The sequence below is a fragment of the Kribbella sp. NBC_01484 genome (genome assembly GCF_036227145.1).
In the GTDB taxonomy this organism is placed as follows: Bacteria; Actinomycetota; Actinomycetes; order Propionibacteriales; family Kribbellaceae; genus Kribbella.
The window spans coordinates 913755-936844 of the sequence record NZ_CP109437.1; the positions used below are offsets into that span (position 1 = coordinate 913755).

A 23090-nucleotide genomic window follows, 5' to 3' on the forward strand; every position below is an offset into this window, starting at 1 on the left:
CACCTCCGCAGCTAGCTTGCTGCTGAGACTAGTGCCCGGCCGCGGTAGTTCCATGAATCCGGGCGGCCAAGCCCTCGGCGGCCTTCGGGTCCTCGCCGGCCAGCAGACCGACACCGGCCAGCACGTAGTCGGTGTCCACACAGACCTCGGCGCGCTCCGGCACGAGCCATCCTTCCTCCCGCGCGTTCGTGCCGACCGAGCCCAGGATCCGCGCCGCCACCTCCGGCCCGTTGTGCCGCAGCACTCCCCCGGATCCGACCAGCAGATCCACTTCGCGCAGATCCTTCCCGGACCGCTCGATCACCCGGCCACCCGGCCCGAACACGACCCGCTGCCGCCCCGCGTGCCGTCTGAGCGCGACCGTCGCGGCCACCGTCGCCAGGGTCTCGTCGTACGACGCCTCGAGCGCGCTGTCCGGCAGGTACGACGGATCACGGTGCCGGCGCGCGGCCGCCGTACGGATCGTGTCGTCGTCCGCGACCAGGCCCGCCTCGACGCCCGCGGCGACCACCGGTACGGCGCTCCACCGCATGCCGAGGTCGCCTTCGACGGTCCGCGTCACCGGGTGGGTCGCGACCACCTCACGGCCGAGGTTCGCGTCCTCGGGGTCGAGTTCGATCACCGAGTGCACGTCGGTCGTCGCCCCACCGATGTCCACGACCGCCACGTCACCGTGCAACCCGGCCAGCACCTCGACACCCCGCAGTACGACGTCGGGCGTGGCGGCCCGGACCATCCGCGCGAACGCGGGATCGCGGGACAGGTTCTTCCCACCGATCACGTGCGCGAGAAACATCTCCCGGATCGCGGCCCGCGCGCTGTCCGGCGCGAACACCCCGATCTCCGGTACGACGTTGTCCGCGAGCACATGCGGCACGTCGGCGGCCGTCAGGATCTCGCCGACCTCGGCCCGCGCCTCGACGTTGCCCGCGACAACGACCGGTCGGCGCCACTTGTACTTCGCCAGCGTCTCGGTTGCCTTGAGCAACACCGCCGAGTTGCCTCCGTCCGTGCCGCCCAGCAGCAGCACGACATCGGGACGGTCCTTGCGGAGCCCCTTCTGACTGGTTGCCGTGAGCCCACCGTTGACCACGGCAACGACCCGGCCACCGCTGGACAGTGCGACGCGCCGGCCTGCTTCGGCCGTGACGAGCTCCTCGTTGCCCACGACACCGATCCGCAGACCGCCACCCGCACTCGAGCAGGCGAGGACCTCGGCGTTGTCGACGCCGCGGTCGACCTCCGCGAGGAGAGCCCGGCAGGCGTGCCAGCCGTCCATCACATCTGTGTCGATCGTGGTGCGATGCTCGGCTCGGGCGACCAGGTCACCCGAGCCGGAGTCCACCGCGATCGCCTTGGTGAAGGTCGACCCGAAGTCGACCGCGACCACGAGCCCCACGGATCAGGACATCGCGCGGTCGAGGTCCTGCAGCAGGTCGTCGACGGTCTCGATACCGACACTGAGCCGGATCAGGTCGGCCGGGACCTCGAGCGGCGTGCCGGCGACCGAGGCGTGGGTCATCTTGCCCGGGTGCTCGATCAGCGACTCGACGCCGCCGAGCGACTCACCCAGGGTGAAGACCTCGGCCTTGTTGCAGATGTCCAGCGCGTGCGGCTCTCCCCCGGTGACCCGGAACGACACGATCCCGCCGTACCGCTTCATCTGCTTCGCGGCGGTCTCGTGGCCGGGGTGGCCGTCGATGCCCGGGTACAGCACCTGGCTGACGGAGTTGTGCCGCTGCAGGAACTCGACGACCTTCTCGGCGTTGTCGCTGTGCCGGTCCATCCGGACGCCGAGCGTCTTGATGCCGCGCAGCACCAGCCAGGAGTCGAACGGGCCGGCGACCGCGCCGATCGCGTTCTGATGGAAGGCGATCTTGTCGGCCAGCTCGGCGTCGCGGACGATCAGTGCGCCGCCGACGACGTCGGAGTGACCACCCATGTACTTCGTCGTCGAGTGCACGACCACGTCCGCGCCGAGCTCCAGTGGCTGCTGCAGGTACGGCGAGGCGAAGGTGTTGTCGACCACCAGCAAGGCGCCGGCGTCGTGGGCGATCTGCGCGACGATGGCGATGTCGGCGACGTTCAGCAGGGGGTTGGTCGGCGTCTCCAGCCAGACCACCTTGGTCTTGCCCGGGCGGATCGCGGCCCGGATCGCCTCCGGGTGGGTGACCGCGGCCGGCGTCATCTCGACACCCCACGCGCCCAGCACCTTCGAGAACAGGCGGAACGTGCCGCCGTACGCGTCGTCGGGGAAGACCACGTGGTCACCCGGCACGCACAGCGACCGGATCAGGGTGTCCTCGGCTGCGAGACCACTGGCGAACGCGAACCCGCGGTTGCCAGACTCGATCGCGGCCAGACACTCCTCCAGCGCCGTCCGGGTCGGGTTCGCCGACCGGGAGTACTCGTAGCCGTTGCGCAGCCCGCCGACGCCGTCCTGCTTGTAGGTGCTGGTCGCGTAGATCGGCGGCACCACCGAACCGGTGGTGGGGTCGGGCTCGTTCCCGGCGTGGATGGCGAGCGTCTCGAAGCCGTAGTGGTGTTCCGTGTTCACCGGACCAGCGTACGGCCTGGTCTGCTGCCGCCACGCACGCCGTCCACAGCCGGGGCGATTCGATGGATCCGAGTTGTCCACAGCCGCGTCGGAGCCGGTGGCAACTGACCCGTACGGCAGCCTACCGTTGCGCTCAGTGGTTGCCCCCGGACCGCGGACGGAAGGACACAGCGCCGGATGAAGACGCAGGACAGGCCGCTCGACCAGGACGACCTGGCGATGGCGGACCTCGGCGAGATCCAGGACTGGACCAGCCTGGCCGGCCCCGACGGCGACGATTCCGGTCCGGAGGTCGTGCGGGCGCTGGTCCACCGCGTGATGGCAGAGACACCCTGGCAGCCGTGGCCGCTGCGGCAGGGTGAGGTGATCGCCGACGAGATGGTCTCCTGGGGATTCACCACTCCGCGCGGCTCCACCCTGATCGTGTTCGACGGCCTGGTCTTCGCCGACTGCCCCGACAGCGGCTGGTCGGCGTACGACATCGGCCCCGACGACATCGCCGCTGCAGAGGCCGGCCTGGACGCGCAATGGCCCGACCACTTCGCTCTGGCCACCCGCCACTGGGGCGAGCCCGACTACGTCGGCGACGACTCCGAGCCCGGCTTCGCCGACGACTGGGCTCCCGGCGCCGCCGCCGGCCACCGCCACCTGGCCGTCTGGCTGCGCCCGGGCGCCGAGCTCCACCTCTACAGCATCAAGCCCACCAAGGACCCCCTGACGAACGCCGTCGGCGTCAACTACGCCGTGTACATCGACTAGGAGACCCGATGAGCGACCAGTCCCCCGCCGCCCGTCCCGGTTTTCGCGAACGCCGCAGCGCCGCCAAGGCCGCGAAGCGGGACCGCAAGTCCCGCTGGAAAGCCGAAAAGCTGGGGGCGAAGTCAGCCAAGGCCGCCTTCGCCAACGCCCGCGCGGGCGTCCGGAGGATGAGCCGAGCCGAGCGTGGGGCAGTCGGCCGCGCCGGCCTGACCAGAGCCCACCTGGCCGAGATGGCGACGCAGCACGTCGCCGGTCACTTCAACGACACGGCCCGGACCGTCGGCCTGAGCTACGAGGGCACCGCGCGCCAACTCCTGGCGGACGCGGGAGGGCCCGACCGGATCCTGCAGTGGAACCCGGCCAAGATGGTGCGCAACGCCGCGTCCCGCTGGGCCGACGTCCGTCGGGGGACGAAGGAGCTCAAGGCCGGGTACGCAATGGCTCGCAACGCGGTCGACCGCATGGAACCGACTGACCTGCAGACCATCGGCGCCCAGCGAATGACCCCAGCCAGACTCCAGTACCTGGCGGAACAGGGCATGCGGCGAGTCGTCACCGGTGGCCCGTCAACCTTGGCGCCTGAGTTCCAGCAGCAGGCCTATGAGCAACTCGGAGCACAGCAGCCCGGAACACAGCAGGCCGCGCCGATCGGGCAGCAGCAGACCCAGCAGGTCCCGACCCCGCAGGAGGCGCTCCTGCGGGATCGGATCCAGCAGCTGGAAGTCGAGGTCGAGGCCCTCCGGAATCAGGTTGCCCAGCTCCAGGCACAGCAAACCCAGCTCGAGCAGCAGCTCCAGGTCGCCCAGCAACTCCAGCCGGAAGTCGCCCAACAGCAACCCGAGGCAGCGGAAGCGCAAACCGGTGCGGCACAGCAACAACCCGAAGGTGCCCCCGAGCGGACCGAGGGTGCGCCGGAGCGGGCCGAGGGTGCACAGCGGCAGCCTGAGGTGGTGCAACCGCGGGCCGGGGCCCTGCAGCAGCCGGAGATGACTGAGGGCCGGCACAATGTCGGAATCCACCAGGTCGTCGAGACCCAGCGGCCGGCAGCCCGGCAGGAGGGCGACCCGGAGAACGCCCAGCACTGGGTGGACGCGGCCGCGGGACAGACGCCCGGGCAACCCGCGGCAGCGGCAGCCGAAGCCGTGGGGCAACGGCCCGACGGGCAACAGACCGCACCGGGCGGCGCGGCCAGGAACTCAGGAAACCTGTCGGTGCGAGACATGCAAGAGGTCCACGCTGCCTTTGCCGGCAGGCCGCCGGCCGAACCCTCGAGCCCCGCGGGCGCCCGGGACACCGCCGTCGCGGCCGAGAAGGGACTGCACAAGACAAGTCAGGACATCGAGCGGAAGGGCGACTCGATCAACCGCTGACCCTGTGATCCCGTGACCTGACCGCAACCATTGGCCCGATGACGTGACCCTGACCGCGCCCTACGGTTGCGGCCGAAAGGCTTGACAGAGACGGAAGGAACAAGCCCGGATGAAGACGCAGGACAGGCCGCTCGACGAGGACGACCTGGCGATGGCCGACCTCGCCGACGTAGCGGACTGGACCAGGGTGGCAGGCCCGGACAGCGACGCGTCCGGCCCGGCAGTGGTCCGCGCACTCGTGCAGCGGGTCACGGCCGCCACCGACTGGCAGCCATGGCCCCTGGCGGCCGGCGAAGAGATCGACCCGCTGGTGGCGTCGTGGGGATTCACCACGCGGCGCGGCAGCACGATCATCGTGTTCGACGGGCTCGCCTTCTCCGACTGCCGCAACAGCGGCTGGATCGCGTACGAGATCGAGCCGGACGACATCCCGGCCGCCGAGGCCGGACTGGACAAGGCCTGGCCGGATCACCTCGAGCTCGCCCGCAAGCACTTCGGCGATCCCGACTACCTGGGTGACGAGAGCAGCCCGACGTTCCTCGACGAGTGGGCCCGGGGTGCGGGCGCGGACCGGCGTCACCTCGCCGTCTGGGTTCGCCCCGGCGCCCAGATCCACCTCTTCAGCGACAAGCCCACCAGGGACCCGCTGACCAGCTCGGTTTGTGTCAACTACGCGGTCTACATCGACTAGGAGCTCGAATATGACCACGCCGTACCAAGGCCCAGGGATGTGGGAGCCGGGCAACCGGGAACAATTCGTCCAGTGGGGCGCGAACCTCTCGGAGCCCGACCAGATCGCCCTCCGGCGCGCGATCCGCATCCAACGGGCACTCGCCCCGATCATCAACGCAGCCGTCCGCGTCGAGCAGGTGGCCGCCCAGACGTATCAACGGCTGAGCGAGGGCGCCAAGTCCTTGGCGTCTCAGACCGCTCAGTTCGGCCGGAACACCGCCACCCGGGCCGGCGAGGTCCGGGACAACGCCGTCAACCGGGTGACTGATTTCGGGCAGCGGGTGCAGGTCCAGGCGGACCTCGCCACCCAGGTCGTGAACGAGCGCCTGGACGCTGCCGGCCGGGCGATCACAGCCCAGGGCCGCGCCGCCGTCGAGGGTGCACAGAACCTCGGCCGCACCGCTGTCGAGGGTGCGCAGACTGCGGGCCGCAACGCCGTCCAGGCCGGTCGCAACGCCGTCGAAGGTGCACAGAACCTGGGCCGCAACGCTGTCAACGGTGCGCAGGCGGCGGGCCGCAACGCCGTCCAGGTCGGTCGCAACACGGTCGACCGGATGTCCCGCTGGGCGCAGGATCGGCGATCCAACGCGTCCAACCGCGCCAACGCCGCGCGGGCCGCCTTCGCCGCGTTCAAGAACCCGGCGTTGAACCAGGCCAACGTGGACGGCAAGGACATTCAGGCCCTGAGCGCCCACGCTCACGCTCTGGTCAGTGCGCAGACCCCCGAGGCGCGTGCGGCCGCCGCCCAGCAGTTGGTGCAGGCCGCCTCGTCCCTGCAGACGTCGAGCAACCAGCAAGGCCCGGGCCAGCACCGCGCCGGCGCCGACCGGGAGGGCAACCTCGCTCAGTTCGTCAGCGCCGGGCAGCCCTCCGCAGGTCAGATCCCGGCCCGGGCCGCCGCGCAGCCAACGAACCCGCAGGGCCAGCAGCAGGACCAAGGCGAAGCCCAGCGCATCGGCGGCCCAACAATCGACCCAAAGGGTCCCGCAATCACCAAGTAGCGCGCACCACCCCGAAGCACCCGAACGCCGCCGGCCACCCCGGCGGCGTTCGCCTTTCCACCCGCCCTTCCGGCAATCTCGAACTGGAGATCTTGACGCAACCTAGGGGTTGCAATAGATTGGGTTGCAACTAGATGGTTGCTATTCGCTGGAGGTTGTCATGGGGTTTCCCGATCGGATCGAACGGACGGTTGAGCTTGCTCACCCGCCGAAGAAGGTGTGGGCGGCGCTCACTACCGCGGAAGGGCTCGGCACCTGGTTCGGGCATCAGGCGACGATCGACCTGCGGCCGGGCGGGACCGGGCAGATGACCTGGAACAGCGGCGACAAGGCCGAGATGCGGATCGAGCGGATCGACGAGCCGACCATCTTCGGCTTCACCTGGCACATCTACGGCCTCCCCGCCGAGGACCCGCGCCGGACGTACGTCGAGTTCACGCTCGAACCCGTCGACACCGGCACCCGCCTCACCGTCGTCGAGTCCGGCTTCGCCCAGCTCCCCGACGAGGATTACCGCAAGGCCTTCAGCAGCAACACCGAAGGCTGGGCCTCCGAGCTCGGCGAACTGGTCGACTACCTCAACGCCGCCTGACCACACGGGCCGGCTGCCCCTGGCGTCGGCGGGCAGCCGGCTCGCGCAGGAGCTACAGGTCGGCCAGTTCGAGCTGGGTGTCGACCGGTGAGCCCTCGGTCAGGTGCTCGGCGATGCGCACCGGCTTCTTCACCGGCAGGAAGTAGCTGCCGGACTTGCCGGGAAAGACCGAGGTCTGCCACGTCGTACCGCCGACGGTGGCGGTGACCCGCACTGAGCCGAACCCTTTGCGCGTACCCGCGGTCAGGTCGGCGATGTCGTCACTGATCTCCTCCGGGACCGTGACGAAGTACCAACTCCCTTCGCCCGGGTACTGCCACAGCGGCGCGGAGAACCGGAACGTGCCGAGGCGACTCACCCCACAAACGCTAACTCCGACCACCGACAACCGAGATGCCCGTGCGCCGGGAGACGTTAGTTCACCTCCTTGAGGCGGACGGTGAAGATCGGGAGGAGGAAGTGGACCAAGGGGCCGATCGACAGGGCGTAGACGACGGTGCCTACTCCGACCGAGCCGCCGAGCAGGAAGCCGGTCGCGAGGACGGCGAGTTCGAGCGTGGTGCGGACCAGGCGGACGCTGAGACCGGTACGTCGCACCAGGCCGGTCATCAGCCCGTCGCGCGGACCCGGGCCGAACTGGGCGCCGATGTAGAGCGCACCGGCCAGCGCGTTGACCACGACGCCGGCGACCATGAAGACGATCCGCAGCCAGAGCGCGTCCGGCCGGTCGACCGTGGCCAGCGTCAGGTCCGTCACCAAGCCAATGACGATCGCGTTGCTGATCGTGCCGAACCCGGGCCACTGCCGCAGCGGGATCCACGCCAGCAGTACGACGAAGCTGACCGCGATCACGATGGTGCCGAAGCTCAGCGGCACGTGCTTGGTGATGCCGGAGTGGAAGACGTCCCACGGGTCCAGGCCGAGGTTGCCCTGGATCATCAGGCCCATCGAGGCGCCGTACAGGATCAGGCCGACGTACAACTGCACCAGGCGGCGCGGCAGGTGGCCCGCTTTCAGCTGCTGGAGCGGGTTCAGGGGCGCGAGCTGACGCGGCGGAGCATCGGAAGTGGCGGTCACCTGTCCAGTTTGTGCGGCAAGTGGCCTGGCGATCGATAGCCAATTGCGTAATAGTGGACTGCATGAAAGGGCAATATCTCCCCGCCAGCACTCTCACCGGCCTGCTCGGCGCCTGGGCCGACGGGACGGGTCCGGCGTACCGGGTCCTCGCCGAGCGGCTGCGACTGCTGATCGCGGACGGCCGGATCATGCCGAGTTCGCGGCTGCCGAGCGAGCGCGAGCTGACCGAGGCTCTCGGCGTCAGTCGTACGACGGTCGCCTCGGCGTACCGGGAGTTGCGCGACGGCGGGTACCTGATCAGCCGCCGCGGCTCGGGCAGTGTCACCGCCCTCCCCGGCCGGCTCGAGCCTGAGCTCGGACGGCACCACGCCCCCACGTTCGACACCGAGGCGCATTACGACTTCACCGCCGCGGCGCCCGCCGCGATCCCGGGCATCAGCGCCGCGGTCGCCGCCGCGACGCCCGATCTCCCGGCTCACCTCGCCACTCCCGGGTACCACCCGCAGGGCCTGCCGGAGCTGCGCGAGGAGGTCGCGGCCGTCTACACCGAACGCGGGCTGCCGACCTCGCCGGACCAGATCATCATCACCGCCGGCGCGCTGGCAGCGACGTCGATCGCGATCCGGGCGATGACCCAGATCGGCGACCGGGTACTGACCGAGAGCCCGACCCACCCGAACTCGGTCGACGCGATCCGGCACAGCGGCTGCCGGCTGGTGGCGGCGCCGATGGGGCCCACCGGCTGGGACCTTCCTTTGCTGGAGGCAACGATCAGGCAGACCGCTCCGCGGGCCGCCTGGATGGTGGTGGACTTCCAGAATCCGACCGGTTGGCTGATGTCGGCGGCGGACCGGCAGCGGCTGGCGATCGCGTTCGCGCGGACCCGGACGACGGCGATCATCGACGAGACGCTGTTCGGTCTGTCGCTGGACGGTCAGGAGATGCCGCCGCCGTTCGCGTCGTACCACCCGGAAGGCGTGATCACGGTCGGCTCGGCGAGCAAGCTGTTCTGGGGCGGGCTGCGGATCGGGTGGATGCGGGTGCCGGAGGCGCTCGTCGCCCAGGTCCTCGACGCGCGCGCTTCGCTCGATCTGGGGGCGCCGGTGCTGGAGCAGTTGGTCGTCGCCCGGCTGTTGCGGCAGCGCGCAGCACTCCTGCCGGAGCGGCGGGTGACGCTCGCCCGCCAGCGGGATGCGCTGGCGGAGGCAGTATCGGCGGAGTTGCCGTCGTGGCGGTTCCGGCTGCCGGGTGGCGGTTTGTCGCTGTGGTGCGAGCTGCCGGAGCCGGTCGGGTCGAGTCTGGTCGGGGTTGCGCAGCGGAACGGCGTACTGCTGGTGGCCGGGTCGCGCTTCTCACCGGATGGTGGGCTGGAGTCCTTTATCCGGTTGCCGTACACGCTGCCGGCGGATGCGCTGCGTGACGGAGTCCGTCGCCTGGCAGCGTCGTACGCCGCGCTGACCACCGGTCCCGCGCCCGCCAGACGCTCGGCCGCAATGATCGCCTGACGTCATCGCGCCGTAAGGGGTGCGGGGAAGGATCACCTCACCGGGAGCGTTGGGAGACTATGAGAGTCACACTGCGAGAGGCGTGAGATGTCGTTCTTCAAGCGCAACACAGCCCTGGTCGAGCCCGAGGCCGCACTGCCCGGCCGGCCCACCCCTGGCTTTGCCGTCCCGGCCGAGAATATCGTGCTCGGTACGCCGCAGACCGCCGCCGCACCCGAGGGGTTCGAGGAGGTCTGGTTCGGCACCGGGTGTTTCTGGGGGACCGAGGAGATCTTCTGGCAGCAGCCCGGCGTGTACACCACGGCCGTCGGCTATGCGGGCGGTTACACCCCCAACCCGACGTACGAGGAAGTCTGCAGCGGCCGCACCGGCCAGACCGAGGCCGTCCGGGTCGTGTACGACCCGACCAAGACCACCTTCACCGACCTGCTGAAGGTCTTCTGGGAGACCCACGACCCGACACAGGGCATGCGGCAGGGCAACGACCTCGGCTCCCAGTACCGCTCGGCCATCTACTACACCACCGACGCCCAGCGCGCCGAGGCCGAGCGCACCCGGGACCTCTACGCCCCGGTCATCAAGCCCCTCGGCTACGGCGACATCACCACCGAGATCGCCCCGGCGACGACGTTCTACTACGCCGAGGGCTACCACCAGCAGTACCTGTCCCCCTCGAAGAACCCGAACGGCTACAGGTGCCACAGCAACACCGGTGTCCCGTTCCCGGCTGACGCCTGACAGCCACCGAGCGCCGCCCAGACGTTGGCTGGGCGGCGCTCGCGACCGACCTGCGGCACTATCGCCTGAGGGCGCACCCGGCCTATCTCCGCTCTACTCGGATCGGATCGCCGAGCTGGTTCTCAACCGGGCGATTCCCAGCCAGATCATCAGGATCAGGAACATCAGTGGGGCGACGACGTCGAGGGCATGGAAGCCGAGCGGAGCCCGCTGCCACAGGAACGCCGGCGTGCCGTTCCCGGCAGACAAGGAGTGGCCGTGAGGGACTGTGAACATTGCTATCGTCCGGTTCAGTTGAGGCGAGGTGATTGGCCCGTGCGGAGTCAGGCGTTGACAGTCCGGGTGCGCACGCCGGGTGCGTGCGAGGAGGCGGTATGACGACCGGCCAGGCCCGGGCCAGCGCCGAGTGGCTGAGGTTGCGGGAGCCGGCCGACGCGGCAGCCCGGGCGCCCGAGCTCGTCGACGAGGTCCGGGCGTACCTGCCGACCGACGGTGGGGCGGCTATTCACGACCTCGGGTGCGGCACCGGGTCGATGGCCCGCTGGCTCGCCGTGCAGCTGAGCGGACCCCAGCACTGGGTTATGTATGACCGGGACGCCGAGCTGCTCACCCTCCCCGCCGCGGACCAACCGGGCGAGTCCTGCGACGGCGCCCCGGTGACCGTCGAAATCCGTCGGCGCGACATCACCCGGCTGAAAGCCGACGAGCTGGCGGGCGCAGCCCTCATCACTGCCTCGGCGCTGCTGGACATGATGACCGTGGAGGAGCTCCGACGATTCGTCGCCACCTGTGCCGGGCCGGGCTGCCCCGTGTTGATCGCCCTCAGCGTCACCGGTCGCGTCGAACTCACACCGAGCGATCCGTTCGACCTACGCGTCACCGAAGCGTTCAACGCCCATCAGCGACGCACAACCAGCGCCGGACTGCTCCTCGGTCCCGACGCGGTCGGCGCCGCGGTGGACGGCTTCTCCCGGCTGGGCCTCGATGTCCTGGTCCGCCCTAGCCCGTGGCGGCTCGGGCCCGATCAGGCCGCTCTAGCGGCTGAGTGGTTCACCGGCTGGCTGGCGGCGGCATGCGAGCAGCGACCGGAGCTGCGCGCCGAGGCCCCTTCGTATGCAAAGCGACGCTTGGCCGAGGCAGCGGCCGGTCGGCTGTCCGTCACTGTCGATCACCTCGATTTGCTGGTGCGGCCCAGCTGAGGTTCTGCGCGGCCGGTGAACCCTTGTGGCACCGGCAGCTACCAGTCCCTGGCCTGTGCCTCAGCGTCGAGCCGCTCGCCGAACGGGAGGTCGAGCGTGTGTGCGCCTCGTCGCGCCTTCGTGGCCAGGTAGCGGGCGTTGGTCGCGTTGAGATGCCGCGGATTGTCGTTGCGGACCGTGGCGGCGCCGACGAGGATCACGTCGCTGTAGGGGTGATCAGGCATCGACAACGCTCCCGACTTGCTCCGGCGGCGCCTCGGTCGGGCCGGGCGCACTGTCCTGGGGGCGCCGTCGCCCAGCCAGCACCACGACGGCTCCGGGCAGAGTGGCCACCAGCGCGAGTACGCCGTACACCACCGCGACGGTGACGCCCTGCGCCGCGCTCAGCCCGACCGAGCCGAACGCCCAAGCGGCCGCGCCCTCGCGCGGGCCCCAGCCGGCGATGTTTGCCGGTACCGCCGAGGCCATCAGCACGACCAGTGCCAGTGGCAGCAGCCGACCCAGCGACACGTGTATCCCGGTCGTCCGCACCGCGACCAGGAACACGGCGGCGTGGCCGAGCACGGCGACGACAGAGGCTAGCAGGATGCCCGGCCAGGCCCGCCGCGCGAGAACCGCGTCGCGGAGGTCCGTCGTGAAGGCGCGTGCGATCCGGGCTGGGAGGCGACTTGGACTCAGGCGGAGAGGTACGGCGACCAGCGCGACCCCGGCGACGATCGCGATCGCACAGGCGACCACGAGGAGCAACGAGCGTGAGCCCAAGGGCAGCAGGAGCAACACACCCAGTGTCAGCACCAGCTGTACCGCCTGTCCCGACGCCCGCTCCCACGCGACGGCCCGGAGGCTCAGGCCCAGGTGGCCGAGGTCGCGCCCGTGGCGCACGGCCCGGTGGACGTCGCCGACCACTCCGCCGGGCAATGTGGCGTTGAGAAACTGGGACCGGTAGTACGCGGCCACCGCGGTGCTCAGCGGCATCCCGACACCAAGCCCGCCCGCGACCAGCCTCCACCGCCACGCACAGCACAACGTGGTCAGCGCCGTGATCGCCAGGGCGGCGGCGAGCGCCCATCCGGTCGTCAATCGAAGCCCGTCCACCAACGGCCCGGTGCCCACCCGCCAAACGAGAACAGCCAGGATCGCGGCGCCGCCTGCCAGGCGGGCCCAGGTCCAGATGCTTCGGCCGATGGCGGTGGCTCCGATTCTGCTGGTCGGTCCCCTTGACTGTGATACGGCTGTCACCGGGTGCCGGTTCACCCGGCGATTTCCGTCAGCACGGCCGACAGTTCGCGCGAGGTCTGCGTCCAGTCCGACAGCGTCAGTCGCCGGGACCTGGCGGCGGCGCGGAGCCGCGTGCGCTCGCAGGCATCCCCCAGCCACCGAGACAGCGCCTGCGCGAGAGCCTGTGGGTCGCCCGGCGGGACCAGCAGGCCGGGCCGGCTGCCGTCGGCGGCGTGACCGAGCGCCTCCGACACTCCACCGACGTCCGTGGCCACGACCGGCAACCCGCGGGCGAGCGCCTCAGTGACCACCATGCCGTAGGTCTCGGCGTGCGAGGCCAGCACCAGCGCGTCCGCCTCCGCGTAGGCGCGCTCGAGTTCCGCGCCCGTGAGCGGGCCGGTGAAGCACACCCGGTCGCCGAGCCCCCTGTCCTCGGCCTGCTTGTGCAACAGGTCGACGTACTCCACGTCGAGGTCCAGCGAGCCGACGCATGCGCATCGCCAGGCCGGGTCGTCGAGCGTGGCCAAGGCATCGAGCAGGAGGTCGTAGCCCTTGACCGGGGTGATGGCTCCGACACAGAGGAGCCGCCCGCCGGACGGCGAAGGCGGTGCAACGTCGGCGACATCGACGCCCGGCGGCACGACGTACACACGTTCCTCCGGCAACGCGTAGTGGTCGAGCAGCCACCGTCGCGTCCAGTTGCTCGTGGCCACGATCGCGGACGCCGCCGAGAGCGCTGCGACCTCGGGCGGCTCGTCCCGCGGCATGTGCAGAAGTACGACGAGCCGCAGTCGGTCGACCTCCGGCTCCAGCACCTCCGGGACCACGGAAGCCAGCAGGCCGTCGACCAACACCTGCCCGCCGTCCGGCACGCGGGCCAGCGCCGCAGCCACGGCCGAGCGGGCCGCGGCGTCGGGTCGCGTCCACTGGCCGGCCACGGCGTACTCGTGGACCGACCATCCGAGCGCTACGAGCCCGCGACAGATCCGCCGGTCGTACACATTGCCACCGCTCGGCCGCCTCGGGTCGTCGATCCCGTCCGGGACGACGAAGTGCACCGCTGTCACAGCGACCGCTCGTAGGTCGCCGACGCGATGGTCGACTCGCCGAGCGTCACCCCGATCCGGGCCAGCCAGTCGCTCCGGCCGGGTTCTCGTATCCACAACGCGTGTGCTTCGATCGGCACCCGCGGCCTCCTTCTCCCGCCCGGATGAACCGAAGCGTCGCTGTTCTCGTATGGGTGTCGTACCCCTAGATACGGAGGCACTGTGCGTCTGGTTCAGGGTAGGATGCGCAGCCGTATCCTGACCGGCCCGCTCGCCGGCTTCGCTTGCCTGCTCGTGCTCCTCGGTGTACTAGCTGCGACCACCGGCCTCGATGCCGCCGGATGGGCGACCAGTATCGCCTGCGGAGCCGGCCTTGCCGCGCTGCTCGCCCGAGCGCTGGCGCGTCACCGTCGTGACGGGCTCGGGCCCGCGGACAGAGTGACACTGGCTCGCGCGGTCCTCGCCTGCGGGGTCGCGGCGCTCACGGTGGATTCGTTCGGCGGCCGGGCGCCGGTGGCGATCCTCGTGGCGCTCTCGACGGTGGCGCTAGTCCTCGACGGGGTGGACGGTCAGGTCGCTCGGCGTACCGGCACCGCTTCGGCGTTCGGGGCGCGCTTCGACATGGAAGTCGACGCGTTCCTGATCCTGATCCTGAGCGTGTACGTCGCACAGACGAGTGGCTGGTGGGTGCTCGCGATCGGTGCGGCCCGCTATGTGTTCGTGACCGCCGGCTGGGCGTTGCCGTGGCTGCGCGGTTCGCTCCCGCCCCGCTACTGGGCCAAGGTAGTCGCCGCGATCCAGGGCATCGCCCTGACCGTCGCGGCGGCCGGCATCCTGCCCGATGCCGTGACCACCGTGGTGGTCCTGGTCGCGCTGGGACTTCTGGCCGAGTCGTTCGGCCGTCACATCTGGGGGCTGTGGCGCCTGGCCGGAAGCCCGCCCGGCACTCGTGCCACCGTGACGTCGGCGCTGGCGGTGCTCCTGGTCTGGGCTGCGCTCCTCGTGCCGGACCACACCGGCGACCTGTCGCCGGCCGCCTTCCTCCGGATCCCGCTCGAGGGCCTGGTGTTCGTCGTCCTCGTAGCGGTGCTGCCGTCGAGACTCGCGCGGATCCTCGCAGTGATCGGCGGTCTCCTCGTCGGGGTGCTGATGATCCTGCGGCTGCTCGACAGAGGCTTCTACTTCGCCTTCGACCGCGCCTTCCACCCCGTCTACGACGCGGCGTACGCCGGCTCCGCGCTGGGCCTGCTCGGCGACTCGATCGGCCGCGTCGGCGCCCTCGCAGTCTTCATCGGAGCCGGAGTCCTCTGCGTGGCCCTGCTCGCCCTGCTGCCGCTGTCGGCAGTGCGGGTGACCCGGCTCGTGGCGAGACACCGGCGGCCGACGATCCGGATCGTAGCCGTCCTGGCCGCGATCTCGATCGTGCCCGCACTGACCGGCGCTGGGCCGGAGCCCGTACGACGGCTCGCCTCGACCTCCGCGGCTAGGCTCGCCACGCAGGTCCGTGACGACCTCCGCGACCAGCGGGAGTTCGTGCGGGCGCTCAAGCAGGATCCCTTCCGCGACACCCCGGGCAACGACTTGCTGACCGGTCTGCGGGGCAAGGACGTGCTCGTGGTCTTCGTCGAGAGCTACGGACGCACGGCGCTCGACTCTCCTGTCGTCGGGTCGGCGCTCCAGGCCGGGGACCGGCGGCTGCAGCAGGCCGGCTTCTCCTCGCGCAGCGGCTTCCTCACCTCGCCGACCTTCGGCGGCATCAGCTGGCTGGCGCACTCCACCCTGCAGTCCGGGCTGTGGGTGAACAACCAGCGGCGGTACGACCACCTCGTCACCCTCGACCGGCTCACTCTCACCGACGCGTTCGGTCGCGCCGGCTGGCGGACAGTCGCCGACGTACCGTCCAACGACGAGGACTGGTCGGTGGCGAAGACGTACTACCACTACGACAAGGTGTACGACCGCCGGAACGTGGGGTACGCCGGGCCGCCGTTCAGCTATGCCTCGATGCCTGACCAGTACACCCTGGCCGCGCTCCAGCGGCTGGAGTTGGACAAGCCGAACCGCGCCCCCGTCATGGCCGAGGTCGACCTGGTTTCCAGCCACACCCCCTGGGCACCGCTCCCCCGGCTCGTCGACTGGAGCCGGCTGGGCGACGGCTCGGTCTTCGACCCGATGCCGGCCGAGGGCGACTCGCCGGAATACGTGTGGCGACAGCCGGACCGTGTGAAGGCCGCCTACGCACAGTCCATCGCCTACTCGCTGGATGCCCTGACCTCGTTCGTACAGCAGCTCCACGACCGCAACCTGGTGCTCGTCGTCCTCGGCGACCATCAGCCGGCCAGCATCGTCTCGGGCAATGGGGCGAGCCACGACGTGCCGGTGAGTATCATCGCCGCCGACCCAGCCGTGACGGATCGGGTAGCGGACTGGGGCTGGCGGGACGGGCTGCGGCCGGACGCCGGCGCACCGGTCTGGCCGATGGATACCTTCCGGGACCGGTTCCTCACCGCCTACGGCCGCTAGCCCCGCCCACCTCCTCAGCACATCCGTGCGCGGAAGTGCGCATCGCTTCTTCGCCCTGGCGGTATTGCTACCACCAGCAGTACCTCCACAAGAACTACTCGGATCGGATCGCAGGACTGGTTCTCAAACGGGCGATTCCCAGCCAGATCATCAGGATCAGGAACATCAGTGGGGCGACGACGTCGAGGGCATGGAAGCCGAGCGGAGCCCCGACGCCGCGGAGCCCGCAAGCAACGGCGACGACGATGCACGACACTCGCAGGGCCGACGTCTGCATCCGCGTCGCGACAACGCCGACGAACAAAGCGATCGTGATGAACAACGCGTCGTCAGACCAGTCAGCCCAACGAGCGGCCGATATGGTGCCGGACGCACCGAGCCGGTCATCGAGAGCGAGCACCAGCACCGGCACCGCGGTCCCCAGGCTCGCGAGTGCGACGAGCCCGCCGCTGATCAGCAGCGGCCACCCACCACCGACCCAGCGCAGAAGGACCGCGAGCACCATCAGCAGTACGACGACCGCCGCCAGCCCGACGGCCTGCGTGATCACAACGGCGCTGCGGTGCACCTGATAGAACGACGAGATGGCCTCCGCCGGGCGATCGGACTCCGGCAGCGATACGACGGCCGAGCCGACGAAGACGAGTACGACGAACAGCACGAACCACAAGCCGTCGTACGACCGGCGCCCAGGCAATGCAACGAACACGGCACCTCCCCCGCACCCAATGCTCCGCACCACCGAGGGCGTGTCAACGTCCCAGCCAGTCTGTCCGGAGGTTGACCACCCTCGCCGGGGCTTGAGGTGTTGTGTGGTGGGGGTTGTGGGTGCAGTGTCGAGGCGTCCAGACGGGCCGGGAAACGGTCCCGGGCCGATGGTCGTTCCCGGGGAGGGATCATGGGCGCATCACGCCGCATCATCGCTTCCGTCGCTGCACTCGCAGCCGCTTTCGCCGGAGCCGCCGTCGCTGCTTCTGCCTCACCGGCGGATTCTGAGGTCACCGTCGGTAGCCCGTCGACGCCGTTCTCGCAGAACAAGCAGAACGAGCCGGCCGTCGCCATCGACGCACACGACCCTGGCGTCGTGGTCGCCGGGGCGAACGAGGAGATCGACATGGAGTCCTGCGCGGCAGGCGACCCGTCGACCTGCCCGTTCACCGGCGGGGTCGGTGTGTCCGGGGTGTACTTCTCGTTCAACGGTGGGGCTTGGACACAGCCGACGTACACCGGGTGGAGCGCCCGGCACTGCCTCGGTCCGGCGGTCTGCATTCCGCGCGTAGGCGCGATCGGCACACTGCCCCACTACTTCGAAGCCGGGCTGGTGTCCGACGGTGACCCGGCAGTGGCGTTCGGCCCCCGGCCTGGTGCCGGCGGCACCTTCTCGTGGAGCAACGGGTCGCGGCTGTACTACGCGAACCTGACCTCGAACTTCGGCGCCACCCGGCAACTCGAGACCTTCCGCGGCTTCGAGGCGATCGCGGTGTCGACCACCGACGACGTGCGTGGAGCGTCGGCGAACAACGCCTCCGCCTGGCGGGCGCCGGTGATCATCTCCAAGCAGTCCTCGACGACGTTCTCGGACAAGGAGCAGGTCTATGCCGACAACGCCTCGAGCAGCCCGTTCTTCGGCCACGTCTACGTGTGCTGGGCGTCGTTCCGCAGCCAAGAGAAGGGGCACGCGCTCCCGGTACCGTTGACCGTCGCGACATCCACTGACGGCGGAACCAGTTGGACCACTCGTCAGGTAGGACCGGCGACGAGCAACGGCATCAACAGCCAGCCCGACGGCTGCGTCGTACGTACGGACAGCACGGGCGCGGTCTACGTCTTCGGCGTCGGCACCCGACAGGGCACCAACTTCCAGATGATGTACCGGTCCACCGACGGCGGCGCGCACTTCAAGGGACCGTTCCTGGTCACGCCCGTTGTGAAGCCGGGTGTCTTCGACCCGGTCGAGGGACGTCCCGTGATGGACGGCATCGCCGGGGCCCGGGTCGACCTGGCCGGCGCTCCGAACGTCGACATCGCGAACGCCCGGCCCACTGGGACCGGTGGTACGAACGAGATCTTCATGACTTGGGCCGATGGCCGGCTGGGTCTCAACCAGGAGCAACTGATGCTGACCTGGTCGCGGAACGCCGGACAGGCCTGGGCCACGCCGCTCGCAGTGCCGATCGCTGCCGGCGACCGGCCGGTCTACAGTGCACCGGCGGTGTCTCCGGACGGGTCGGATCTGTACGTCGTCTACAACGCGTTCACCACGCCATATCGCAACGACACCACGAGTCCACGTGGGCTGGTCGGCGTCGTACTGCATGCGAACGTGGTGAACGGCGTACCCACCGGCTGGTCGGTGCTCGAACGGACTCCAGTCGGAGATCCGCGCGGCAGCAGCGCGAACGCCCTGATCTCGGAGTTCCTCGGTGACTACGTGTACGCCGCGGCGACGAACGACTTCGCGGTCGCGGTCTGGAACGACACCCGCGAAGCTGCTCCGTGCGACTCGATCAACGCCTACCGGGCCTCGCTGTACACGGCCAGCCCGGTGAGCCCGCCCAACGTGCTCGGCACCTGCCCAGCAACGTTCGGCAACAGCGACATCTTCGGAGGGCAGTACGCCGATCCGACGCCGTAACCACCCGCCGCGACTCGGAGAAGCACGCCCCTTCTCCGAGTCGCCGGCCGATGGCGCCAACGTTCTGAAGGCTCCGTGTTCTTGCGCCCGGCGCCTTTCAGGTCTCAAATGGCTGTGAAGCTTGGCGAACGGGCAACTCGGGGTGCGGCAAGCCGACCACTGCATCGCGGGGGTGCCGACGTGCTGACGTTCGGTCGTCACTCCAGTGGCACGCGATCAGCATGGAGGCAACCCATGAAGTTCACCTCTCAGATGACCCGCCGCAGAGCGGTGGGTCTGGCAACTGCGTCCCTGATCATCTCCGCCGGCCTGATCACCCCGACAACCTCGTTGGGTGCGGCCGCCGGAGGCACGCGCGCGATCCCCAGCGGCGGAACGACGAGCATCCAGACGCGTCCATTCGGAGTGGACGGTCTCCAGCAGCCGGAGCTGCGGCCTGGAGGCAGGGCAGAGGAGGAAGGCGCCGGCGAGGCCGGTCAGTTCACCCGTCCGCGCCCTGGTTTCAAGAACGGCAAGTTCCCGAAGAAGCCGCTCGACGCGCCGGTCGTCGCGTCCAGCGCCGTGGCCGGCTCCAACGCGGATGTCCAGGCGAGCGTGAACGGCCTGACCCACCGCGACCAGCGCCTCGCCAACGGCGGTAACCAGTTCTCGCTCGAGCCGCCCGACCAGGCGCTGTGTGTCGGCAACGGGTTCGTCGTCGAGGCTGTCAACAGCGTGCTGCGGGTCCACAGCTCCGCGAACGCCGCCGCGCTGAGCGGGGTCCAGGACCTCAACACGTTCTTCGGCTACCCGGCCGCAGTCAACCGCGCGACCGGCGTGATCGGGCCGCAGGTCATCGACCCGGTGTGCCTGTACGACCCGGACCACCAGCGCTTCATGGTGGCCCTCACCACCTTGGGCAGCCTGCCGAACGGCGACTTCACCGGCAAGAACACGATCGACCTCGCCGTGTCCAACACCGCGAACCCGCTCGGAACCTGGACCATCTACCACGTCCCGGCGCAGAACGACGGGACCGACGGCACACCCGACCACGGCTGCACCCTTGACGGTGTCGTCCACGGCCCGTGCTTCCAGGACTACCCGCACATCGGTCAGGACGCCAACGGCGTGTACGTGTCGACCAACGAGTACGACCTGTTCGGGCCGAACTTCAACGCCGCGCAGATCTTCGCGTTCTCGAAGGCCCAGCTCGCCGGCCACCCGGCCAGTGTGAACTTGACCCTGGTCGAGAACCTCGCCGTCGACGGCTCGCCGGGCTTCACCGTCTGGCCGGCCAACTCGCCGGCCGGGGAGTACTCCAGCGAACGGAACGGCACGGAGTACGCGTTGAGCACGATCGCCGGTGACGGCAGCGAGACCGGCAACCCGACCGGTACCGCGCGCCGGCTGGGCATCTGGGGTATCACCAACACCGCGTCGCTGAACACCGCGGCTCCGAACCTCGGCATCACGAGCCGACTGACGAACAGCCAGACGTACGTGGTCCCGCCGAAGTCGGACCAGAAGCCGGGCAACATCCCGTTGGGTGACTGCATCAACGACACGACGATGCCGACACCGTTCGGCCCCGGATGCTGGCAGGCCTTCTTCCTCCCCGCAGACGAACCCGCCCACAACGAGGTGGAGTCCACACCGGACTCGCTGGATTCGCGGATGCAGCAGACCTGGTACGTCAACGGGACCCTGTGGGGTTCCTCCGGTACCGCGGTCAGGGTGAATGGCGAACTCAAGGCGGGCATCGCCTGGTTCGCGGTGAGCCCGAAGATCAACGGCGCCGGCAAGATCGAGGGACGGGTGACCAAGCAGGGTTACATCGCCCTCGCGAACAACAACCTCACCATGCCGGCCATCGCCTTCACCCCGGCCGGCAAGGGTGCGATCGCGTTCTCGGTGCTCGGCGAGACCAACTTCCCGAGTGCGGGCTACGTCCGCATCGACGAAACCGGGTCGGTGGGGCCGATCCACCTCGTGGCCGCGGGCCTCGGGCCGGCTGACGGATTCACGTCGTACAAGGCGTTCGTCGGAGATCCGCCGCGGACCCGTTGGGGTGACTACGGCGCCGCCGTGACTGACGGTGGCAACATCTGGCTGGCGTCGGAGTACATCGGCCAGACGTGCACACTCGCGGAGTACTTCCCCTCGCCGACCCTGGCGAATTTCGGAAGCTGCGGAGGCACGCGCACCAGCCTCGGCAACTGGTACACCAGACTCACCAAACTGAGTCAGTGAACTGAGGAGCGGCGGAGGGCGTCACCTATGGGTGGCGCCCTTCGTGATTCGGCGGGGTTACTTGCCGGGGTCGAGTTGTTGGGCGAGGTATTGCTGGACGCCGATCCGCTCAATGGCGTCGAGTTGGCTTTCGAACCAGTCGACGTGTTTCTCCTCGTCGCGGACCATTTCCTCGAACACCGCGGCGGTGCCGTGGTCGCCGAGGTCGTGGCACTCCTTCGCGCCCGCGTTGAACTGCGCCACCGCGGCGAGCTCGCCCTCGAGTCCCAGCCGGAGCATCTCCTGGGCGTCCTCGCCGACTGTGACGGCACCGAGCTTCTGCAGGTTCGGGTGACCGTCGAACAGCAGGATGCGGCTGATCAGCTCGTCGGCATCCTTCATCTCGTCGATGGACAGGTCGTAGAAGGCCTTGCCCAGCCGGCCGAATCCCCAGTTGTCGAGCATCCTGGCTTCCAGGAAGTACCCGTTGATCACCGTGAGCTCGAGTGTCAGCGCCTCGTTGAGCAGTACGACGACGCGCGGGTCAACCGGTTGCACTTGCGACCTCCGTGAACGAGGGTGCCGAGACCGACCTCCCATGCTGGCACAGCAACCGCTTCAACGAGAAGACGCAGCCACCACAGTTCCGTCCCGCCCCGGTCGCCCCGCACACCTGCGCAACCGTCCGGGCGCCGTCGGCGATGCTCTCGCGGACGTCCCGGTCGCTGACGACCTCGCAGTGGCAGACGATCACACAGCTGAGGCTACCCTAACCATCTGGGTCCGTCACCGTCGTGTCCGTCACATGGGCAGCGTCCCCCGACCGAGTGATTTCAGCGAGTGGGACGCCGGTGTGAACCGACGTCCCGCTCAGCCGTGGAGGGACTTGGTGAACATCAGGTTGGCGGCGTCGTCGTTGCGGACCAGCTCACCCGGTGGGACCTGTTTGCCGTCGTACACCAGGCCGCGGCCGTCGGGTAGGTAGCCGCGGCGTACGTACATCCGTTGCGCGGTGCCGTAGTCGGCGTACAGCCCGACACCGATACCCACCACATCGGATCGCGCGGCAACCAGCGCCTCGGCCGCGTCCATCAGAGCGCTCCCGATCCCCCGCCGCCGGAACTTCGGCAGCACATTGAAGTCAGCGATCTCCGGGATCCCGTCGAACGGCTCGTACGGCGACTCCCACCGCACGGTGACATATCCGGCGAACTCGTCCGCAACGGTTGCCACCAGCACGTCACGCGATCCGGCCCGCTGCTCAGCCAGATACTTCTCGTACTGCGCCACCGGCTTGTCCCAGCCGAGCGCGGTGAACGCGGCCGAGATCACCTCCGGGTCGTCATCCCGCAGCGCCCTGATCGCGTACTCGTCCACGAAAGTCCTCCGGCTAGCCCATCGTCTTCTGGCCGTCGATCGTCTCCCGGATGATGTCGGCGTGGCCAGCATGCTGGGCGGTCTCGGCCGCGATGTGCAGGAGGACCCGGCGCACCGTCCAGAAGACACCCGGTGGCTGCCAAGGCGCGGCCGGGAGCTCGTAGCTGGCGTCGAGGTCGAGCGTACGGACCAGGTCGTCGGTGGCCGCGGCGACCTTCTCGTACTCCGCGAGTACGCCGGCCAGCGTCTCACCCTCGGCGAGCCGGAACTGGTTCTCCCACGCGGCGATCATCTCCGGGGTGTACTCGATCTCCTCGGAGACCTCCTTGCCGCCGCCTCCCTGGGTGAAGTCGGCCCAGGTCCGCTCGACCGCGGTGACGTGCTTGATCAGGCCGCCGACCGTCAGGGCGCTGACCGTACTGCGGGTGTTCGCCTGCTCGTCGGAGAGGCCCTGCGCGGTGTGGCGCAGGAAGTAGCGGTGCTTGGCGAGGAGGTCGAGGATGTCGACACGTTCACCGATCAGAGTCTGCTCGTTCGCTGTCATACCCCG

The 23090-nt window shown here is 69.5% G+C and carries 25 protein-coding genes; 11 read left to right on the forward strand and 14 right to left on the reverse strand.

The window, feature by feature from the left end:
* Positions 1 to 28: 28 nt before the first annotated feature.
* Together OG555_RS04435 and OG555_RS04440 are read right to left on the reverse strand one after the other, a co-directional pair.
* A complete protein-coding gene (locus OG555_RS04435) occupies positions 29 to 1399 on the reverse strand; it encodes a glutamate mutase L (protein ID WP_329481391.1) in 1371 nt (456 codons plus the stop codon).
* A 3-nt stretch (positions 1400 to 1402) separates the two neighbouring features.
* Positions 1403 to 2557 (reverse strand): cystathionine gamma-synthase, encoded by a 1155-nt coding sequence (locus OG555_RS04440; RefSeq protein WP_328526714.1) that lies wholly within the window; start codon positions 2555 to 2557, stop codon positions 1403 to 1405.
* 177 nt (positions 2558 to 2734) lie between these two features.
* Between OG555_RS04440 and OG555_RS04445 the strand changes: the two genes are divergently transcribed.
* The 5 genes from OG555_RS04445 to OG555_RS04465 all read left to right on the forward strand — a co-directional run bounded on the left by OG555_RS04445 (position 2735) and on the right by OG555_RS04465 (position 7011).
* On the forward strand, positions 2735 to 3316 hold the full coding sequence (locus tag OG555_RS04445) for a hypothetical protein (RefSeq protein WP_329481392.1): 582 nt from the start codon (positions 2735 to 2737) through the stop codon (positions 3314 to 3316).
* An 8-nt stretch (positions 3317 to 3324) separates the two neighbouring features.
* Complete coding sequence (locus OG555_RS04450; protein WP_329481393.1) at positions 3325 to 4686, forward strand: hypothetical protein; 1362 nt, start codon at positions 3325 to 3327, stop codon at positions 4684 to 4686.
* A 109-nt stretch (positions 4687 to 4795) separates the two neighbouring features.
* A complete protein-coding gene (locus tag OG555_RS04455) occupies positions 4796 to 5377 on the forward strand; it encodes a hypothetical protein (RefSeq protein ID WP_329481394.1) in 582 nt (193 codons plus the stop codon).
* A 10-nt stretch (positions 5378 to 5387) separates the two neighbouring features.
* Positions 5388 to 6419 (forward strand): hypothetical protein, encoded by a 1032-nt coding sequence (locus OG555_RS04460; RefSeq protein ID WP_329481395.1) that lies wholly within the window; start codon positions 5388 to 5390, stop codon positions 6417 to 6419.
* A 160-nt stretch (positions 6420 to 6579) separates the two neighbouring features.
* Positions 6580 to 7011, forward strand: coding sequence for an SRPBCC family protein (locus tag OG555_RS04465; RefSeq protein WP_329481396.1), 432 nt, complete (start codon positions 6580 to 6582; stop codon positions 7009 to 7011).
* Between the two features lie 52 nt (positions 7012 to 7063).
* On the opposite strand, the gene OG555_RS04470 is transcribed toward OG555_RS04465, so the two are convergent.
* Together OG555_RS04470 and yczE are read right to left on the reverse strand one after the other, a co-directional pair.
* Positions 7064 to 7369, reverse strand: coding sequence for a DUF1905 domain-containing protein (locus OG555_RS04470; protein ID WP_329481397.1), 306 nt, complete (start codon positions 7367 to 7369; stop codon positions 7064 to 7066).
* Positions 7370 to 7425: 56 nt separating this feature from the next.
* Positions 7426 to 8088, reverse strand: a complete 663-nt coding sequence (gene yczE, locus OG555_RS04475; protein WP_329481398.1) for a membrane protein YczE — start codon at positions 8086 to 8088, stop codon at positions 7426 to 7428.
* A gap of 62 nt (positions 8089 to 8150) precedes the next feature.
* Between yczE and yczR the strand changes: the two genes are divergently transcribed.
* Positions 8151 to 9593, forward strand: a complete 1443-nt coding sequence (gene yczR, locus OG555_RS04480; protein WP_329481399.1) for a MocR-like transcription factor YczR — start codon at positions 8151 to 8153, stop codon at positions 9591 to 9593.
* A gap of 87 nt (positions 9594 to 9680) precedes the next feature.
* Positions 9681 to 10331, forward strand: coding sequence for a peptide-methionine (S)-S-oxide reductase MsrA (msrA, locus tag OG555_RS04485; protein ID WP_329481400.1), 651 nt, complete (start codon positions 9681 to 9683; stop codon positions 10329 to 10331).
* Between the two features lie 93 nt (positions 10332 to 10424).
* On the opposite strand, the gene OG555_RS04490 is transcribed toward msrA, so the two are convergent.
* Positions 10425 to 10607 (reverse strand): hypothetical protein, encoded by a 183-nt coding sequence (locus OG555_RS04490; RefSeq protein WP_329481401.1) that lies wholly within the window; start codon positions 10605 to 10607, stop codon positions 10425 to 10427.
* A gap of 98 nt (positions 10608 to 10705) precedes the next feature.
* Between OG555_RS04490 and OG555_RS04495 the strand changes: the two genes are divergently transcribed.
* Positions 10706 to 11530, forward strand: a complete 825-nt coding sequence (locus OG555_RS04495; RefSeq protein ID WP_329481402.1) for a class I SAM-dependent methyltransferase — start codon at positions 10706 to 10708, stop codon at positions 11528 to 11530.
* Positions 11531 to 11568: 38 nt separating this feature from the next.
* On the opposite strand, the gene OG555_RS04500 is transcribed toward OG555_RS04495, so the two are convergent.
* The 4 genes from OG555_RS04500 to OG555_RS04515 form a co-directional block, all read right to left on the reverse strand.
* Positions 11569 to 11754 (reverse strand): hypothetical protein, encoded by a 186-nt coding sequence (locus tag OG555_RS04500; protein WP_329481403.1) that lies wholly within the window; start codon positions 11752 to 11754, stop codon positions 11569 to 11571.
* Positions 11747 to 12643 carry a lysylphosphatidylglycerol synthase transmembrane domain-containing protein gene (locus OG555_RS04505; protein ID WP_329481404.1) on the reverse strand — a complete coding sequence of 299 codons (897 nt, stop codon included), beginning with the start codon at positions 12641 to 12643 and terminating at the stop codon, positions 11747 to 11749. Before OG555_RS04505 ends, OG555_RS04500 begins: the two co-directional genes overlap by 8 nt.
* 137 nt (positions 12644 to 12780) lie before the next feature.
* Positions 12781 to 13815: a glycosyltransferase family 4 protein gene (locus OG555_RS04510; protein WP_329481405.1), complete on the reverse strand. Its 1035-nt coding sequence runs from the start codon at positions 13813 to 13815 to the stop codon at positions 12781 to 12783.
* Entirely contained in the window at positions 13812 to 13934 is a 123-nt protein-coding gene (locus tag OG555_RS04515; RefSeq protein ID WP_329481406.1) for a hypothetical protein, read from the reverse strand. Before OG555_RS04515 ends, OG555_RS04510 begins: the two co-directional genes overlap by 4 nt.
* A gap of 103 nt (positions 13935 to 14037) precedes the next feature.
* Between OG555_RS04515 and OG555_RS04520 the strand changes: the two genes are divergently transcribed.
* The gene (locus OG555_RS04520; RefSeq protein WP_329481407.1) at positions 14038 to 16317 is read left to right on the forward strand and encodes a CDP-alcohol phosphatidyltransferase family protein; all 2280 of its coding nucleotides are present in this window, start codon (positions 14038 to 14040) and stop codon (positions 16315 to 16317) included.
* 94 nt (positions 16318 to 16411) lie between these two features.
* Here OG555_RS04520 and OG555_RS04525 read toward each other — a convergent pair whose 3' ends face one another.
* Entirely contained in the window at positions 16412 to 17026 is a 615-nt protein-coding gene (locus OG555_RS04525) for a hypothetical protein (protein ID WP_329481408.1), read from the reverse strand.
* Positions 17027 to 17215: 189 nt separating this feature from the next.
* Between OG555_RS04525 and OG555_RS04530 the strand changes: the two genes are divergently transcribed.
* Together OG555_RS04530 and OG555_RS04535 are read left to right on the forward strand one after the other, a co-directional pair.
* Positions 17216 to 18952: a sialidase family protein gene (locus OG555_RS04530; RefSeq protein WP_329481409.1), complete on the forward strand. Its 1737-nt coding sequence runs from the start codon at positions 17216 to 17218 to the stop codon at positions 18950 to 18952.
* 234 nt (positions 18953 to 19186) lie between these two features.
* On the forward strand, positions 19187 to 21184 hold the full coding sequence (locus OG555_RS04535; RefSeq protein WP_329481410.1) for a hypothetical protein: 1998 nt from the start codon (positions 19187 to 19189) through the stop codon (positions 21182 to 21184).
* 57 nt (positions 21185 to 21241) lie between these two features.
* Here OG555_RS04535 and bfr read toward each other — a convergent pair whose 3' ends face one another.
* From bfr to OG555_RS04555, 4 genes are all read right to left on the reverse strand, one after another.
* Complete coding sequence (gene bfr / locus OG555_RS04540) at positions 21242 to 21721, reverse strand: bacterioferritin (RefSeq protein WP_329481411.1); 480 nt, start codon at positions 21719 to 21721, stop codon at positions 21242 to 21244.
* Positions 21708 to 21917, reverse strand: a complete 210-nt coding sequence (locus OG555_RS04545) for a (2Fe-2S)-binding protein (protein ID WP_329481412.1) — start codon at positions 21915 to 21917, stop codon at positions 21708 to 21710. Before OG555_RS04545 ends, bfr begins: the two co-directional genes overlap by 14 nt.
* Before the next feature lie 116 nt (positions 21918 to 22033).
* Positions 22034 to 22540 carry a GNAT family N-acetyltransferase gene (locus tag OG555_RS04550; protein WP_329481413.1) on the reverse strand — a complete coding sequence of 169 codons (507 nt, stop codon included), beginning with the start codon at positions 22538 to 22540 and terminating at the stop codon, positions 22034 to 22036.
* Between the two features lie 13 nt (positions 22541 to 22553).
* Entirely contained in the window at positions 22554 to 23084 is a 531-nt protein-coding gene (locus OG555_RS04555) for a DinB family protein (protein WP_329481414.1), read from the reverse strand.
* Positions 23085 to 23090: the final 6 nt, after the last annotated feature.